This window comes from Pseudomonas sp. GP01-A4 (assembly GCF_058780865.1).
In genome coordinates, this window is the sequence record NZ_JBYSWF010000027.1 from 61,709 (window position 1) to 77,680 (window position 15,972).

At 60.8% G+C, this 15,972-nt stretch carries 15 protein-coding genes; 7 read left to right on the forward strand and 8 right to left on the reverse strand.

The window, feature by feature from the left end; all coding sequences use genetic code 11:
* Positions 1-3 precede the first annotated feature (3 nt).
* Both AC3WKX_RS17090 and AC3WKX_RS17095 read right to left on the reverse strand, forming a co-directional pair.
* Positions 4-219 carry a HepT-like ribonuclease domain-containing protein gene (locus AC3WKX_RS17090; protein WP_003214398.1) on the reverse strand — a complete coding sequence of 72 codons (216 nt, stop codon included), beginning with the start codon at positions 217-219 and terminating at the stop codon, positions 4-6.
* 125 nt (positions 220-344) lie between these two features.
* A complete protein-coding gene (locus AC3WKX_RS17095; RefSeq protein WP_003214393.1) occupies positions 345-635 on the reverse strand; it encodes a nucleotidyltransferase family protein in 291 nt (96 codons plus the stop codon).
* 159 nt (positions 636-794) lie between these two features.
* On the opposite strand from AC3WKX_RS17095, the gene AC3WKX_RS17100 reads away from it, so the two are divergent.
* The 3 genes from AC3WKX_RS17100 to AC3WKX_RS17110 all read left to right on the forward strand — a co-directional run bounded on the left by AC3WKX_RS17100 (position 795) and on the right by AC3WKX_RS17110 (position 4,483).
* Entirely contained in the window at positions 795-2,495 is a 1,701-nt protein-coding gene (locus AC3WKX_RS17100; RefSeq protein WP_102604740.1) for an acid phosphatase, read from the forward strand.
* A 122-nt stretch (positions 2,496-2,617) separates the two neighbouring features.
* A complete protein-coding gene (locus tag AC3WKX_RS17105) occupies positions 2,618-3,787 on the forward strand; it encodes a hypothetical protein (RefSeq protein WP_003214388.1) in 1,170 nt (389 codons plus the stop codon).
* A 171-nt stretch (positions 3,788-3,958) separates the two neighbouring features.
* Positions 3,959-4,483 carry an SET domain-containing protein-lysine N-methyltransferase gene (locus AC3WKX_RS17110; protein WP_102604741.1) on the forward strand — a complete coding sequence of 175 codons (525 nt, stop codon included), beginning with the start codon at positions 3,959-3,961 and terminating at the stop codon, positions 4,481-4,483.
* On the opposite strand, the gene can is transcribed toward AC3WKX_RS17110, so the two are convergent.
* Positions 4,480-5,124, reverse strand: a complete 645-nt coding sequence (gene can / locus AC3WKX_RS17115) for a carbonate dehydratase (protein ID WP_003214385.1) — start codon at positions 5,122-5,124, stop codon at positions 4,480-4,482. The two genes, AC3WKX_RS17110 and can, sit on opposite strands and share 4 nt — an antisense overlap.
* A gap of 150 nt (positions 5,125-5,274) precedes the next feature.
* On the opposite strand from can, the gene AC3WKX_RS17120 reads away from it, so the two are divergent.
* Positions 5,275-5,679: a hypothetical protein gene (locus tag AC3WKX_RS17120; RefSeq protein WP_003214383.1), complete on the forward strand. Its 405-nt coding sequence runs from the start codon at positions 5,275-5,277 to the stop codon at positions 5,677-5,679.
* A gap of 73 nt (positions 5,680-5,752) precedes the next feature.
* On the opposite strand, the gene rimI is transcribed toward AC3WKX_RS17120, so the two are convergent.
* Together rimI and AC3WKX_RS17130 are read right to left on the reverse strand one after the other, a co-directional pair.
* Positions 5,753-6,205: a ribosomal protein S18-alanine N-acetyltransferase gene (gene rimI, locus AC3WKX_RS17125; RefSeq protein WP_003214382.1), complete on the reverse strand. Its 453-nt coding sequence runs from the start codon at positions 6,203-6,205 to the stop codon at positions 5,753-5,755.
* Positions 6,198-6,935: a hypothetical protein gene (locus AC3WKX_RS17130; protein ID WP_003214379.1), complete on the reverse strand. Its 738-nt coding sequence runs from the start codon at positions 6,933-6,935 to the stop codon at positions 6,198-6,200. The genes rimI and AC3WKX_RS17130 overlap by 8 nt, the downstream gene beginning before the upstream one ends.
* Before the next feature lie 206 nt (positions 6,936-7,141).
* Here AC3WKX_RS17130 and mksB point away from each other — a divergent pair, with 206 nt between their 5' ends.
* Genes mksB through mksF form a run of 3 tightly spaced genes read left to right on the forward strand, consistent with a single transcriptional unit; the run spans position 7,142 to position 11,953 of the window.
* The gene (gene mksB, locus AC3WKX_RS17135; protein ID WP_003214377.1) at positions 7,142-8,419 is read left to right on the forward strand and encodes an Mks condensin complex protein MksB; all 1,278 of its coding nucleotides are present in this window, start codon (positions 7,142-7,144) and stop codon (positions 8,417-8,419) included.
* Entirely contained in the window at positions 8,409-9,116 is a 708-nt protein-coding gene (mksE, locus tag AC3WKX_RS17140; RefSeq protein WP_003214375.1) for an Mks condensin complex protein MksE, read from the forward strand. Before mksB ends, mksE begins: the two co-directional genes overlap by 11 nt.
* Positions 9,113-11,953, forward strand: a complete 2,841-nt coding sequence (gene mksF, locus AC3WKX_RS17145) for an Mks condensin complex protein MksF (protein WP_008437530.1) — start codon at positions 9,113-9,115, stop codon at positions 11,951-11,953. The genes mksE and mksF overlap by 4 nt, the downstream gene beginning before the upstream one ends.
* 169 nt (positions 11,954-12,122) lie before the next feature.
* Here mksF and AC3WKX_RS17150 read toward each other — a convergent pair whose 3' ends face one another.
* Genes AC3WKX_RS17150 through AC3WKX_RS17160 form a run of 3 tightly spaced genes read right to left on the reverse strand, consistent with a single transcriptional unit; the run spans position 12,123 to position 15,688 of the window.
* The gene (locus tag AC3WKX_RS17150; RefSeq protein WP_003214369.1) at positions 12,123-14,426 is read right to left on the reverse strand and encodes a PqiB family protein; all 2,304 of its coding nucleotides are present in this window, start codon (positions 14,424-14,426) and stop codon (positions 12,123-12,125) included.
* Positions 14,419-15,042 (reverse strand): paraquat-inducible protein A, encoded by a 624-nt coding sequence (locus tag AC3WKX_RS17155; protein ID WP_003214366.1) that lies wholly within the window; start codon positions 15,040-15,042, stop codon positions 14,419-14,421. Before AC3WKX_RS17155 ends, AC3WKX_RS17150 begins: the two co-directional genes overlap by 8 nt.
* The gene (locus tag AC3WKX_RS17160) at positions 15,029-15,688 is read right to left on the reverse strand and encodes a paraquat-inducible protein A (protein ID WP_017478595.1); all 660 of its coding nucleotides are present in this window, start codon (positions 15,686-15,688) and stop codon (positions 15,029-15,031) included. The genes AC3WKX_RS17155 and AC3WKX_RS17160 overlap by 14 nt, the downstream gene beginning before the upstream one ends.
* Positions 15,689-15,972 lie beyond the last annotated feature (284 nt).

Consider the following 15,972-nt stretch of genomic DNA (forward strand, 5'->3'; position numbering starts at 1 on the left):
TCTTCAGGCGGGTGCGGCTGGCAGGTTGTTCAGCAGCTCAGGTAGCGCGTGCTGAACCGTGTCCCATACCACTTCAAGATTTATGTCGAAGTAACCATGGGCAATCCGGTTGCGCATCCCGCGCATACTGCGCCAAGGCACCTGCGGTTGGGCGGCTGCAAACTCTGGATGTTGATCCATTATTTTGGTCGACGCTTCGCCGATGATGATCAAACTCATGATCACGGCTTGTTAGGTACGCTTGTCTTCAAAAAACTCAGGTTTGCTCACCCCTTCGACAAAGGTGATCGCGTCGGACGATGCCTGGCGCATGTGCTCCAGGTAGTCGCCAATCCGATTTGAGATCATACGGGCCGGGCCTCAGCCAAGACTTGAGCACGAAACTTCAGAGGCAGATCGCCAGGCGTCAGCAAATCGACGTTTACCCCGAGCAAGTCTTCCAACTCCACCTGCAGCCCACCAAGGTCAAAAAGGGTCGCTCCCGGTAGCGCATCAACCAGTAAATCGAGATCACTGCCGTCTTTATCAGTCCCCAACAAAACGGACCCAAACACCCTTGGGTTGGAGGTATGGAAACGTCCTACTACTTCACGCACGGCAGCCCTCTTGAGATCCAGGGCAGTTGAAGGTTTCATGGGGCACCTCTGCGGTATGCAATATCGGGCCAGTCTAGCAGTGCTTGGGATCAGGAAGCATGCCCACATGATCACACCGCTGTCTTCGTTCCGTCACATTCCATTGCTACCGTTCCGGCGAAACATATTGCAACAACTAACCTGCATGGACTCCCCGCAATGAGCGACGAGCACAAAGACCGCCCTTCCCAAGACATTGAAGCCAAACCGCCAGTTGACACCAGCCGGCGGCGCTTCCTGGGAGGCGCGGCCGTGCTGGGCGTGGGTGCGACCCTGAGTGCCTGCGGCAATACCAGCGAGGCACCCGGCAAGCCGGTGGATCGCCCGCTGACGCCGCAAGAGCTGGACAAGGCCTTGCACGAACAGGTTAAAACCGTGGTGGTGATCTACGCCGAAAACCGCAGCTTCAACAACCTGTTTGCGGATTTCCCCGGGGTCGAGAAACCATTGTCGGCCCTCGCCCCTGCGGACTATCAGCAGCGCGACCGCGACGGCAGCCTGCTGAGCACCCTGCCCCCGACATGGGGCGGCGTGTTGCAAGTTGGCCCGCAGACCGTGGATGGCGTCACGTACCCCAGCGAAGTGCAATACCAGGAAAACCTGCCCAACGCTCCGTTCGCCCTCAAAGGCCCGAATGGCGAAGACCAGCCCCTGAGCCTGGTGACCCGGGATTTGTGGCACGTGTTCTATCAGAACCAGATGCAGATCAATGGCGGTAAAAACGATGCGTTCGTCGCCTGGGGCGACTCCGGCGGCCTGCTGATGGGCCATTACGCCCAGAGCCGTTACGCCCTGCGCTTGTGGGACGTGGCGAAGGAGTTTGTGCTCTGCGATAACTTCTTCCAGGGCGCGTTTGGCGGCTCGTTCCTCAACCACCAATACCTGATCAGTGCCACCCCGCCGGTGTACCCAAACGCTGCGCAATCGGTGGCCAAGGCACAGATCGCCACGCTGCAAAGCGACGACCCGACCGACCCGCGCCTCAAGCCTCTGGACAAGTCCCCGGCCAGCGCCATGACCGGCCCGCCGCAATTCGGCCCCAGCGCACTGACCCCGGACGGTTTCGGCGTGAACACCCTGGCCCCGCCTTACTGGCCGACCTGGATTCGCGACCCCGAGCGCCCGGATTACTCCAAGCCCGACTTGCCTAACGTGCTGGTGCCACAAACCCACGAGCACATCGGCGACAAACTGTCGAAAAAGAACGTCGACTGGGCCTGGTACGCCGGTGCGTGGCAAGCAACGCTGGATCAGTTCAAGGACTCGGGCGGCATTCCGAAGATTCCGAACTTCCAGTACCACCACCAGCCCTTCAACTACTTCAAGCAGCAAGGCCCGGAAAACCCGGCTGAGCGCAATAAACGCCTGCGCGATGGCGGCCTGGGGGATGACGCCAGCACCAACAAATTCTTCGCCGATGCCCAGGCCGGCAAGCTGCCTGCGGTGACCTTCTACAAACCCCAGGGCAACCTGAATATGCACGCCGGTTACGCCGACGTCGCTTCGGGCGACCGGCATATCACCCGCGCCTTGAAGGTGCTGCAGGAAAGCCCGCAGTGGAAGAACATGGTGGTGATCGTCACCGTCGATGAAAACGGCGGCTGGTGGGACCACGTTGCACCGCCAAAAGGCGATCGTTGGGGCCCGGGCACGCGGATTCCGGCACTGGTGGTCTCGCCGTTCGCGCGCAAGGGCACGGTGGACCATACCGTCTACGACACCGCGTCGATCCTGCGTCTGATCACCCGGGTGTTCCAGCTGGAAACCCTCGATGGGCTAAAGCAGCGTGACGACGCCATGACCGCGCGCGGCCAGAAGCCCATGGGGGATTTGACCAACGCCCTGCACTTCAAGGTGTAGACGCACTTGCTCAAAAGCGACAAGCACGCAGTTTTTCTACGCGCTTTTCCCGGTCAACCGCTACTGTGTGAGGGTGGGCATTCACCCCGCGCAGACGGGCTTTCGCTGACAGGGAACCATCCATGTTCAAACTCACCAGGTTGTCCTTCACCCTGGCCGCACTGACCTTGAGTGCGGTCGTACAGGCTGACATCACCGTACCGCTGGGTACCCCGCAACGGGTCACCCAGTTGTTCGCGTACCCGAACAATTGCAGCGTCATCTGTTTTCGTCCCTGGACGCTGGAACAGACCGTCGAGCACTACCTGAACCAGAGCCTGCAACGCGACGGTTACAGCCGGGCCAAAGTCAGCGTCAAAACCGAGCATGACCAGGTGCTGGCCACGTTCAGCGGTGTGCCAGACGGTTATGGCCAGCCGTTGACCACCTTGCTCGATACCGCCGACCTGGCTTACCAGGGCGCCAGCAAACTCAATGGTGATGGCAAATGGCAGTTCAACTGGTACCTGTTCCTGCCGCTGGGCATGGCCCTGGAAAACCGCAAGAGCATCGAGCTGCTGCACTTCCCGCCGGATTATTCCCTGACCCACTTCCAGGACTACCTGGAGTCGGCCACCACCGACCGCTGGGCGACCTTGCTCACGGCCAACGGCATCCCGGCGACCCAGACGCCGGAATACCAGACCATCATCGACATCGCCCCGATCGCCGCCCCTGCCACGGCGGGCAAGGACCTGGAAGGCGTCTACGGTTACTTCACCGACTACCAGACCCGGATGGTCAAGGAGCTGAGCCAGCACGCGGGCGGCGCGTTGCCGATGGTGGCCTTCGGCGCGCCGGTGCGCAGCTGGATCAAGCAGCAATACGGGCAAACCGTTGCCGTACTGGGCCTGGCGCAAATCAGCCCGGCCGTCGGGAGCCAGGTCGCCGTACTGGGCGCCAATCACCCGAGCTACATCTGGTATGCCGCCAACCCCGACACCTATGACGGTGACGAGCAAAAGGCCGACGAGGCCGGTTTGAAGGTGATGGGCCAGGACTTGAGCGCCGCCTGCTGGCAGGCCTCGATGGGCCAGAAGCCCGCCAGCGATCCGAATGTACAGCTCAAAGGCTGCATGAACACTTGGCAGGTAACGCGCAAGGAGCAGACCTGCGAACTGTTCTACACCTCTATCCGCGAGCTGACGCCCGATCAAGCGAACGCCAAGTGTGCCCAGCCGGCGATCAAAACCCAACTGAGGCAATTGAAAAGCGCCGTGCCAGAACCGGCGATTGAAGCACCGGCGCTCTGAAGCAGGCTGCAAGAAGGGCATTTTCCTACATAAAAGATAGCCAATTTCTACTGTCAGATTTGACAGTAGAAATTGGTTCCCACTTAAGCGAGTCTTGAGCCGCGCCCATCCGCTGCAAGACTGGCAGTCAAGACACCACCGGCAGGTCGATGCAGCCCCTCCTGGAGAGTCATGAAAACTCAAGCCATGGACAAGGCTAAAACCGCTGTGAGTCAGTGTCTTTACCCGTTCGCGACCGCCCTCACCGAACACGGCTACCCCCGCGCTCGCGATTATGAAGTGGTGCGTACCCGAGACGGTTCAGGCGACGGAATCAAGACCCGCGTCGCCTTTGACAGCCGTATGTGCATCGCCAGGGTGTCCGGCTACGCATTGAATGAGCGGCGCCTGCATACGGTGCAGATGTCCTCGCGTATCCACTTGTACGACCCGTGGTTCAGCGGCCTGCTTTCGCACTCGTGCAACCCGAACGCGTTTCTCGACATGACGTACCTGGAACTGTGGTCCGTTCAACCCATTCCCGCTGGCGCCCTGCTGACCATGGATTACGCCCACACCGAGGACGTATTGTTCCGACAGTTTCGCTGCCAGTGCGGCGAGCTCAACTGTCGGGGCTGGATCACCGGCATGAAGGAGCCGTTGAATCCCGAGGGTCAGCAATTCATGGAGCAGTGGCGCGAACGCAAAAGCCCTTAGACCGCACCCAGCGGGCGCAGGCGGTATTGCGGCGGCAATTGCTCGAAGCCACTGATGGTGGTGTTCAGGCTTTTCCAGCGGCCGTCCTTGATCCCGTAGATACAGCCATGAACCGACAGGCTCTGCCCGCGGTGCCAGGCGTTCTGCACGATGCTGGTGTGGCCGACGTTGGCCACCTGCTGGATCACGTTCAGTTCGCACAGGCGGTCTACGCGTTCCTCTTCCGTGGGCAACTGGGCCAGCACGTCGCGGTTTTCGTAGTACAGGTCACGGATGGTGCGCAGCCAGCCGTCGATCAGGCCCAACTGGTTGTCCTGCATCGAAGCGCGTACGCCACCGCAGCCATAGTGGCCGGTCACCAGGATGTGTTTGACCTTGAGCACGTCGACTGCGTACTGGATCACCGACAGGCAATTGAGGTCGGTGTGCAATACCACGTTGGCCACGTTGCGGTGCACAAACAGGTCGCCAGGCAGCATGCCGACGATCTCGTTGGCCGGCACGCGGGCGTCGGAACAGCCGATCCACAGGTATTCCGGGGTTTGCTGGCGGGCGAGCTTGGCGAAGAATTCGGGATCTTCCTGTTTGATCGCATCCGCCCAGCGTTCGTTGTTATCAAGCAAGTCTTGTAGTTCGTTCATCAGGGAAAGCCTCAGGAATGATGCGCAGTTTTGACACTCGACCGCCCGTCCGGGTCACGCCAACAATAAAGATAGCCGGCGGCAATTTCTTGAATCTTGGGGAGCCATGCCTGTCCACACACTATAAGCCCCACAGTATGAGGAATCGCCATGACTGAATCACGACGTCCCTACGGCGCTACACAGCCGGAACCGATTGATGACAACGAAGATCGCATGGGCGAAATGCGCGAGCTGGATTTTGACAAGGAGGAGCCGACTGCGGAAATCGGCGACGAAATTCCGCCTCGGGAGCGTGAGCACCTGATGCCCGACGAACGGGTGCGCGAAGCCGGGATGACCGGTGCTTCCACTGACGATCATGATTCAACCGATGATGACATGAGCCCGGAAACGCTGATCCATGAGGATGGCGCGCGGGATGCGCAGGAAGCAGGTGAAGACCATCCGGCGGATTACGATTTGAGTATCGTCGATGAAGACGAGATCGGCGGCGGCAATGGCCTGGATGAGGCCGAGTTGGCCGATATCGATCCAGTAGACGGCAACCGCTGACACCCTGCCGAACTGAATGTGGGAGCGGGCTTGCTCGCTCCCACCAAGCCCGCTCCCACATTGGGCCCTGTGTTTAGTCGACCAGGGTGCAGGCCATCACCACCGCATCTTCGCGGCCACCGACGGCGGGGTAATAATCCCGCCGACGGCCAATTTCGTTGAAACCATAACGCTCGTACAGCCGGAACGCGCCGGTGTTGCTGTCGCGCACTTCCAGGAAACATTCCCGCGCCTTGGCCTCGTAGGCCCGGGACATCAGGTGCTCCAGCAAGCTCAAGCCCAGGCCACGGCCCTGGTTTTCCGGCTTGACGGTGATGTTCAGCAAATGCGCTTCATCGAGGATGATCTGCACCACCCCGTGACCCACCTGCTGCTCGCCTTCGAACATCAGCCAGATCTGGTATTTGCCCAGCCCGTCGAGAAAAATCCCGCGGGTCCAGGGGTGGCTGAACGCTGCGTATTCGATCTTCAGTACAGCGTCGAGGTCCGCCTCGGTCATCGGGCGGAAGGATAAAGCTTCACTCATCGGTACTTTTCCAGCGCGCCATCAGCCGGCGCATGGCTTGCCAGACATCAGCCTTACGCTGTGGCTCTTCCATTAATAGTTCCAGGCCCGGCAGGGCCCAGACGGAGCCCAGGCCTTCGACCTGCAGTTCGCGGTACCAGGCCTCGGCATTCGCTTCGCCGGCAAAACGCACGGCGGGCAGGCCGATCAGCCACAGGCACACGCAGGGTTCGTCTTCCAGGCGCGCCGAGACAAAACCTTGCACAAAATCCCGTGCAGCTTCCGGGCCCTGGTCCATGGTGCCCCGGGCCAGCAGCGGCCAGCGCACCGGCTCGCCAACGATTTGCGGACTGTCGGGCAGGCCGGCGGCGCGCAACATGTCCTTGAGCAGCAGATAGGCCGGGTCGCGGGCCTGGAAGCGCTCGCCTGTGGGTAACTCCACCAGCAGCAGGCATCGCCCGGCCCGCAGCAGTTGCAGGGCAAAGCGTGGCGGCGGTACGACCGGAGCCTTGACCACGGCAGGCGCCTCTTCGGCGACGACCGGCTTGGCCACCGGCGACGGGCGCGGCACTTCGACCTTTGGCCGGACCACCGGGGTTTCTGCCACGGGCTTGACCAGCGGCACCGGCGCAGCCGCCTCCTCACCCGAAGGCTCGAAAGCCTCGAACGGTTCCGGGGCCTCCAGCAGCTCGGGCCGCGAAGGGGCGGCGAACGGTAATTCAGTGCGCGGCAGCCAGTTGACCACCTGCATGGCGGTCAAGTAAGCGCGACGTCGGGACTCGATAAGCAAAGGTCGGCCACTTGTGGATAACTAAAGAACAGGGATTCTACCGCCCTTCGACGAAGATCGCCCGCAGTTGATCGCTCCGGTGAGCGCCTCACGACCGGCTGTGGATAAATCCCGGCACCGATGCAGTACAATCGCTGCTTTTAATCGCTAACCAGCCGGCCATTCCGATGATCGAACCCAAGCGCGTCTTGCGCGCCCTCGCCGAACACTGGGCCCTGCTTGAGCCACTGTGCGAACACTTCGACCAAGGCACCCTGAGCCTCAGCGAACTGCGCGCCCAGCTGGCCGCCCAACAACTGGACAGCACGCCACAGGACATCACCAGCCTGCTGGACGTGTGGATTCGCCTGGATATCCTGGTGCCTGTCGCCAAGAGCCCGAACCGTTTCGAGCTCAACGCACAGATCCACGACTTCCTGGCGTATCTTCGCAAGGAGCACCGGCTAGGCCTGTGCCTGGAAATCGAAGCCTACCTGCGCCACCTTGAGCGCCTGGCGGGTTATATCCAGGACGCCTTCGACATCCGCGACGGCCATGACCTGGCGCGCCAATTGCGCCTGCTGGACATGCGCGTGCGCGACGTGCTGAAAAAACTCGCCAACGACGAACAGGCCCTCGCTGCCGTGGCCGATCGCGCCAAGACCAGCGACCGGCAGATCCCGTTGCGCCAGCGCTACGCCGAAGTACTGGCGACCTGGGACGAATACGTCGAGCCGATGATTCAACTGGTGAACGCCGACGGCGCCTTCGAACAAGGCGTGCGCAAGGTGGAAAACGTACTGTTGCGCATGCTCACCGAGCAGCAGCGCCTCGGCCACCTGGTGGACGACGACATGCTGCTGCGCACCCACGCGCGCATCCTCGAAATGCAGACCAGCGCCCAACTGACCTTGCGTCACGCCCGGGAACTGCTGCTGCCGTTGCGGGAAGAAGCGCGCCGGCACAATGCCGTGACCCGGGGCGCGGCGCTGGCCTTGTCGGCGATTCGCCGCAAGGGCCTGGACGCGGTGCCGCAAGCGGCGATGCCGATGTTCACCCGGCCGCAAAGCACCTTTCTCGGCAGTGCCAGCCAGGTCGAAGCCTACGTGTACGCCCTGGCCAACTTCGAACCGAAGCCGGCGCGTTTCCCCAAGGCGCATAAATCCCACAAGGGCGAAGCCCCTCGCGCACCGCGCACGGTCAAGGAAATGCTCGAGCGCTGTGAAGACGCGCTGCCGATGCCGGACCTGATGACCTGGCTGCTGGAGCAGGAACCGGACGGCGCAACCGACGAGTTGCTGTACTGGTTCTCACGCCTGTCGCGGGAAAAACGCTTCAAGCGCGAACGTCTGGAACGACGGGATTACCACACTCACGAGCACCAGGTCAGCCTGCGCTCATTCGCCCTGCTTCCAGCCAGTATTGATACGGCCGGGAATTCTGCGAGCACCCCTCATGCATCTTGATCTATCCGAACTGTCCCAGCTGGCGCCGATCTTTCGCGAGCTGTTCAAGGGTTACCACGTCAGCCGCCGCGACCCGGAGCTATACGCCCAACTGTCGAACTTCCAGGACCAGTACCGCACGTTGTTCAAGGCCCTGGGCTTTGAGTTGGTGTGCGACACGCGGGGTTTCTACTACTTCGTGCCGGACTCGGCCGTGGCCGCCGCGCAGGTCAACAAGACCGCCCAGCGCCTGGCGTTGTTCACCTTCATCATCGTCGAGCACCTGGCCGACCAGGGCCGCGACCCGATCGCCGTGCTCGACGGTGGCAGCCTGGGCCGTGACGAACTGCCGTCGTTGTTGGAAAAGTACCGCGACCTGTTTATCCAGGCCGAAGTGCAGACCGTCGAGGAACTGGAAGAAAAAATCATGCGCCGCATGACCCAGCTGGGTTTTGCCGGTGAAGAGAACGGCATCTACCGCTTCCTGCCGCCGATGCACCGCTTCCTCGATGTGTGCCTCTCGGTCCAGCAAGACCGCGACCTGGCCGCGAGCATCCACAGCGTATTGCCGTTGCCGGCCCCGGTGATCATCGACGAAGACAGCGATGAAAAACTGCTGAAGACCGATGACCCGCTGGACTTGAGTGACTTTGCAGAAGAAAGCGAAGAAGACGCCCTGGCCCGCGCCATTGCCGAAGAACAGGAGACCGACGCATGAGCAAGGAACGCTACGGCATTCGCCGCTTCGCCCTTTTGAACACCGCCGGTTACAGCCTGGGTTTGTTCCCGCTGGAAGAACCGCTGTCGGTGTACGGCGCGAACAACCTCGGCAAATCGGCGTCGATCAACGCCTTGCAGTTCCCGATTCTGGCGCGCATGTCGGACATGAGTTTCGGCAAGTACACCCTGGAGCAATCCCGGCGTTTCTACTTTGCCACCGACACCAGCTACATCCTCGTGGAAGTCTCGCTTCCCCATGGCCCGCACGTGATCGGCGTGGTCGGTCGCGGCCCGGGCGGTGGTTTCGGTCACCAGTTCTTTGCCTACGCCGGCAAGCTGGACCTGGCGCACTACCAGAAGAACGACACCTGCCTGCGCCAGAAAGAGCTGTTCACCAACCTTGAGCGCGAAGGCCTGAAAGCCTATGAGCTCAAGCCCGATGAGCTGCGGCGTTTGCTGGTGGGCGGCCATACGTCGATCCCGCTGGACCTGACCCTGATTCCGCTGCGCTCCACCAGCGAGCAGAGCCTGAAGACCTTCCGCGCGCTGTTTATCAATTTGCTGCACATGCGGGAAATCACCGCGGCCAAGTTGAAGCAGCTGTTTCTGGATGCGTTCGAACACAGCCTGCGTTCCGGCAGTGTCGATTACATCGCGGCGTGCGAAGAAGCCTTCCGCGATGTACGACGCATGGAGCAGGACTACAACTCGCTGGTGGCTGCCGGCCCTCTGGTAGAAGCCTTGGCCAACGGCGTGAAGCAGCGGGACATTCTGCGGGGCAAGCTGCATCGCCTGTCACCGCTGCTGGATTCGTTGCTGGGCACCTGGTCGGACTACGCCAGTGCGCGCAAGGAAGAACTGACGATCCAGGCCGAGCATTACCGCAACGAGCAGGATTCGCTGCAGAACGACCAGCGCGGCGGCACTCAGGAGCTGATGCGCCTGGAGCGGGAAATCAGCGGGATTCAGCGCTGGCTGGGTGAGCTGTCAGTGCTCAAGCACCGCTTCGCGCTGGTGGATGACGTCAAGGTGCTGGAGCAGCAACTGCTGGCCGCCAAGGATGCTCACGATGAACTGGCCGGGGCCTTGGCGCAGTCGCGTCAGTTCAGCGCCGAGGATCTGGACGAACGTCTGCGGGACCTGGAAAAACGCCTGAAGTCGGTGAAGCAGCAACTCGATCACGCCGACAACAACAGCTACGCCAAGCTGCGGGAAGAATTCTCGCAGCAGGATGTCGAGCGTCTGATGCGCCTGTTCAACAGTTCGCTGTTCAGCTTGCCGCTGGGTGAGCATGGCATCACGCTGGACGAGGACGGCCTGTGGGTGAAATCCCTGGAGCAGATCCTTGATGGCTTTAAGGGCGAGCGTTTTGAAGTGCCGGGGCTGGCCATCGACATCTCGCACATCGAGCCACCGGCGTTGCAGGCACTGGCTGACCGCGCCGCGTTGCGCGACCAGAAAGAGCGTCTGGAAAAAGAACTCAAGCAACTGAAAACCCAGCAAGCCGTGGCGGCCGACCGCGCGGCGAGCAAGACCCAGACTGAAGCGCTGTACCAACAGGTACTGGACGCGCAGAAGGCGCTGGAAGATTTCCGCCGTGCACAAACCCTGAGCGCCGAGGAAGGCGAGAAGCTGGAAAGCCTGGCGCAGATGGAAGCGGCCCAGGACGAGTTGAAACGCTCCAGCGATGCGTTTACCGAGCGCGTCCAGCAACTGTCGGCCAAGCTGCAATTGGTAGGCCGGCAGATTGGTGATATGGAAGCCAAGCAGCGCACCCTGGATGACGCATTGCGTCGTCGCCAGTTGCTGCCGGCAGACTTGCCGTTTGGTACGCCGTTCATGGACCCGGTCGACGATTCCATGGACAACCTGCTGCCGCTGCTCAATGACTACCAGGACAGCTGGCAAGGCCTGCTGCGCGCTGATGGCCAGATCGACGCGCTGTACGCACAGGTGCGCCTCAAGGGCGTGGCCAAGTTCGACAGTGAAGACGATATGGAGCGCCGCCTGCATCTGCTGATCAACGCTTACGCGCACCGTACCGATGAAGCCCTGACCCTGGGCAAGGCCCGGCGGGCGGCGGTCACGGATATCGCGCGCACCTTGCGCAATATCCGCAGCGACTACGACAGCCTTGAGCACCAGTTGGCGTTGTTCAACCGTGAGATCAACAAGCGCCAGGTGTCCAACCTGCAGAGCTTCCGCATCGTGCTCGCGCCGAACAAGGAAGCCCTCAAGCATATCGACCAGATCATCCACAGTGCCGGTCAGTATGAAGAAGGCGAAACCCTGTCGGTGTTCGATCTGAGCCAGAGCGCCGAGCAGGACAACAAGAACGAGGAAGCCAAGGAATACCTGGCGCGCCTGGTTGCGGCCAACCATAACCAGTTGGGCCTCAAGGACTTGTTCGAACTGGCGTTCGAGATCACCAAGGTCAACGGCCAGCCGATCATTCACACCGACATCGATGGCGCCGCCTCCAACGGCACCACCATGACCATCAAGGCGCTGACCAACATGTATTTGTTGCTGCACTTGATGGACCGCGACCAGGCCGGTCGTGTGCGCCTGCCGTACTACCTCGATGAAGCCGCGGACATCGATGAGAAGAACCAGGCGGCATTGCTGGAGACCAGCTTGCAACTGGGCTTCGTGCCGATTCTGGCGAGTGTGAAGCCGCAGGTTTCCGCCCAGGTGGCAATCGACCTGGAAGGCGGCAGCGGGCCGAACGGGATCTACATTGATGAGGCGGACTGGAAGTACATCCGTCGTCACGATGTGGTGAAGGCAACGGTGAATGTGCAGGCGGATGAGCCGGAGCTGGATGAGGTTTAATCAGTTGCGCTGAAATGCAAAAAGGCCGCGATCTTCTGGATCGCGGCCTTTTTTTGTGTTCTTGAGGGTCTCTTCGCGAGCAAGCCCGCTCCCACATTCAATCGGGTTCCTTCAATGGGAACTGGGTCAAATGTGGGAGCGGGCTTGCTCGCGAAGGCCGCGCCTCGGTCTATTTGCCGAGTGGGATTTTAGGCGCCCAGGTCAGCCATTCATCTTCAAATTTGTCGAACAGCGGGAAGGTCTGCTGGGGCCGTGCAGCGTTGCCCATACGCTCGCCGTCCGGCGTGGCAAAGGCGATGCCGCCGGCGACCAGGGTCTCCAGGGACTCAGTGCGAACAGTCGCGCCCTTGAACAAGCCGAAGTCGAGCCCGAAGCCGCTGGTGTTCCAGAACCGGCTGCCACTGCGCACCAGAGGCGCGTACTTGGGCTCGATCAGGATGTGAACCAGCACACGGTCGGCGGTCTGGCCCAGCTCGTAGCCGGTAACTTTGCCTACGGTGACTTCGCGGTAAGTGACCGGAACGCCTTCCTTCAACGAGCCACGGCGTGCGGCGCTGAGTACCAGGCTCAGGCCCTCCTCCTGATGAACGGCTTCTGGCGGCTTGTCCAGCGCGACGAAACTCTTCTGTGGGCCGATGCTTTTGGTCGCTGGCTGTACTTCGATGTACTGGCCGGTCACCAGGGTTTCCAGGTTCGACGTTTTCATCAGGCCCAGTTCAGGCTTGACCACCCAGAACTGACTGCCGGCCCGTGCAATGCGGTCGGCCACTTGGGTGATACGCGCGCTGAGCAGCACCGATTGCATGTCGGCGCTCAGGTCGACACTTTCGATCTTGCCTACGTCCAGGCCCTTGAAGCGCACTGGCGTACCCGGGCGCAGGCCATCGGCGCGGTCGACCTTGATGGTCACCAACGTACCGTGCTGGTTGGCGGCTTCGCGATCCGGGAACAGACGGAAACGCGGGATGCGCTTTTTCAGCGGCACATTCGGCTCCGGGGTTTCGAAGGCGATACCGCCCGCCATCAGGCTGGCCAGGGATTCGCTTTTCACCTGGATGCCGCCGGTAAGCCCACCGGTCAGGGTCACGCCGCTGGCATTCCAGAAACGGGTCGAGCCATTGACCAGGCCTTCGTATTCTTTCTCGATATGGACGCCGATCACCAGTTGCTTGTTCTTGCGGGAGAACTGGTAGCTCTGCACGGAACCGACCTTGACCTGCTTGTAGAGGATCGGGCTGCCGACATCCAGGGAACCGAGGTTGTCGGTGAAGAGCACCATGTGCAGGCCGGGGGAACGCAGGTCCAGTGGCGGCGCCTTGGCGCGGGCGACGTACTCCCGTTGTGGCGCGGTGCCCTTGTCGCCGGGACGGATGGCGATGTAGTTACCTTTGACCAACGCTTCCAGCCCGGTGATGCCCGCCAGGGAGATAGACGGCTTGACCACCCAGAATTGGGTGTCCTGGACGAGGTAGTCTTCGGCCAGTGGGTCGAGGGTCAACTCGGCATTGGCGCTGGACAGGTCCGGATCGATCTTCAGGGTTTTCAGGCTGCCGACCTGGATGCCTTTGTACATCACCGGGGTGCGGCCCGCCTGGAGGCCTTCGAAGTCGGTGAGTTTGACTTTGACCTTGATGCCCGCCGCGGCTGCATCGAAATCTTCGTACAGGCGGAACGGCAGGCTCGGGTCCGTCGGTGGGCTGTCCTTGCGGTTCTCCGGCGTGGCGAAGGCGATACCGCCGGCAACGATGCTGGCCAGGGATTCACTGCGGACTTTTACGCCGGAAAGGTTGGCGTCGATGCTGATGCCGCTGGCGTTCCAGAAACGCGTGTGTTTGCGCACCAGGCTGGCGTAGGTCGGCTCGATGTAGACCTTGATTTCAACGGTGGTCTGGTCTTCGGAGAGCAGGTAGCTTTTGACCTGGCCGACCTGGATCTGCTTGTAGAACACCGGGCTGCCACGGTTCAGCGAGCCGAGTCGATCAGCTTTGATCGTCAGGTGCAGGCCGGGCTTGGCGTCGGATAAAGGCGGTTCTTCGGACAGGGCCTTGAACTTGCGCGTCGGCTCACCATCGCCTGGGCTGGCGGCGATGTAGTTACCCGAGACCAGGGTTTCCAGGCCGGTGATCCCGGCCAGGCTGACACTTGGCTTGACCAGCCAGAAGCGGGTGTTGGTCTTGAGGTATTGCTCCACATCCTTGTTCATCTCGATGGTAGCAATCACCCCGCGATTGTTACCTTCGTCATCCAGGGCCAGGGTCTTGACCTTACCCACGGACATGCCTTTGTAGACCACTTCGGTCTTGTTGGCCTGGATGCCTTCGCCGCTTTCAAAGCGTACCTGAATCTCGATACCTTGCTGGTTGTACGCACGCCATCCCAACCAGCCACCGATGATCAGGGCAATCAGGGGCAGCACCCAAATGGCCGACCAGTTGGAAGCTGGGCGGGTTTTAGCCTTAGGCAAATCACTCATGGTCGTCGTCCGACTCCGTGTTATCCCAAATCAGTCGGGGATCGAAAGTTACTGCGGCAAGCATCGTCAAGATCACCACACTGGCGAACGCCACGGCACCGAGATTGGCCTCGACACTGGCAAGTCGCCCAAAGTTTACGACTGCCACCAGGATGGCAATCACGAAGATATCCAGCATGGACCAGCGGCCAATGAACTCGATAAAGCGGTACATGATAATGCGTTGTTGCGCGGAAAGTGGCTGGTGACGCTGCACCGAGAACAGTAACAAGCCGATGCCCACCAGCTTGAAGGTGGGCACCAGAATGCTGGCGATAAACACTACAGCGGCGATCGGGAACATGCCGTGCTGCATCAACTGGATCACGCCGGACATGATGGTGCTCGGATCGCCTTGGCCCAGGGAGCTTACGGTCATGATCGGCAACAAATTGGCCGGGATGTACAAGATGGCTGCCGTGATCAGCAGCGCCCAGGTGCGCGTCAGGCTGTTCGGACGACGGGCGTGGACCAGCGCGCCGCAACGGGTGCAGGTTTGCTCGTCGGTGTCCGGGTCTTGTTTGTTTAGTTCGTGGCATTCGGTACAGATCAGAATGCCCGCATCAATCGCCCGCATGAGCATCCTCTCCTGACAGCGCTTCCCAGATCTGGTGAGGTGACATGACCACCTCCAGCAGTATCTGGACCATTAACAGACTTACGAAGCAGGCCAGGCCCAGCCCAACGGTGATGGTGGCCATGTCGGCCAGCTTTACGATCGCCACCAGCACGCCCATCAGGTAGACCTCGAGCATCCCCCAGTCTTTCAGATGATGGTAGATGCGATAAAACAGCAGACCGTAGCTACGGCCGATGTTCCAGCGGATGCTCAGCAATACCGCCAGTTGGCACAGGAGCTTGAGCAATGGAATGCCCATGCTGCAGAGGAACACCACCACGGCGACGCCTTGCATACCGGTGTCGAACAGACCGACCACGCCGGTCCACACGGTGTCCTGCGAGGACTGCCCGAGTAGATTGAGCTGCATGATGGGTAAAAAGTTCGCGGGGACGTACAACAGCAGCGCGGCAATCACTAACGCCAGGCTTCGTTCAACGACGTTGTGGCGGTGAGCGTACAGCTCGTAGCCGCAGCGTGGGCATTGGGCCTTTTCACCGCGGGCAAGCTCCGGCTTGCGCATCAGCAGGTCGCACTCATGGCATGCCACCAGTTCGTCCAGCGGTAAGTCTGACACCTCAAGGGTATCAACCGGGTCGGGCATATAGGGCTCGGACTCTAAAAAAGATTAGGTGCCTATTCTAGTGTTCTGGTTCAGAAATAACTGTGCAAATTTGTCGGGGGATTCAGTAGCGTTTGTGCGCGCGAGGGGGGATTGGGACGAGGGGATTTAGACCAATGCGTGGCATCAGGAAGCCCGCGTTACCGTTGGAGTTTTTCGCCAGCAAGCTCGCCATACTTTCCGACCGCCCAAAACAAAACCCCTGACTGCATAAGCAATCAGGGGTTCTGGAATTTAATCTTGACGATGACCTACTCTCACATGGG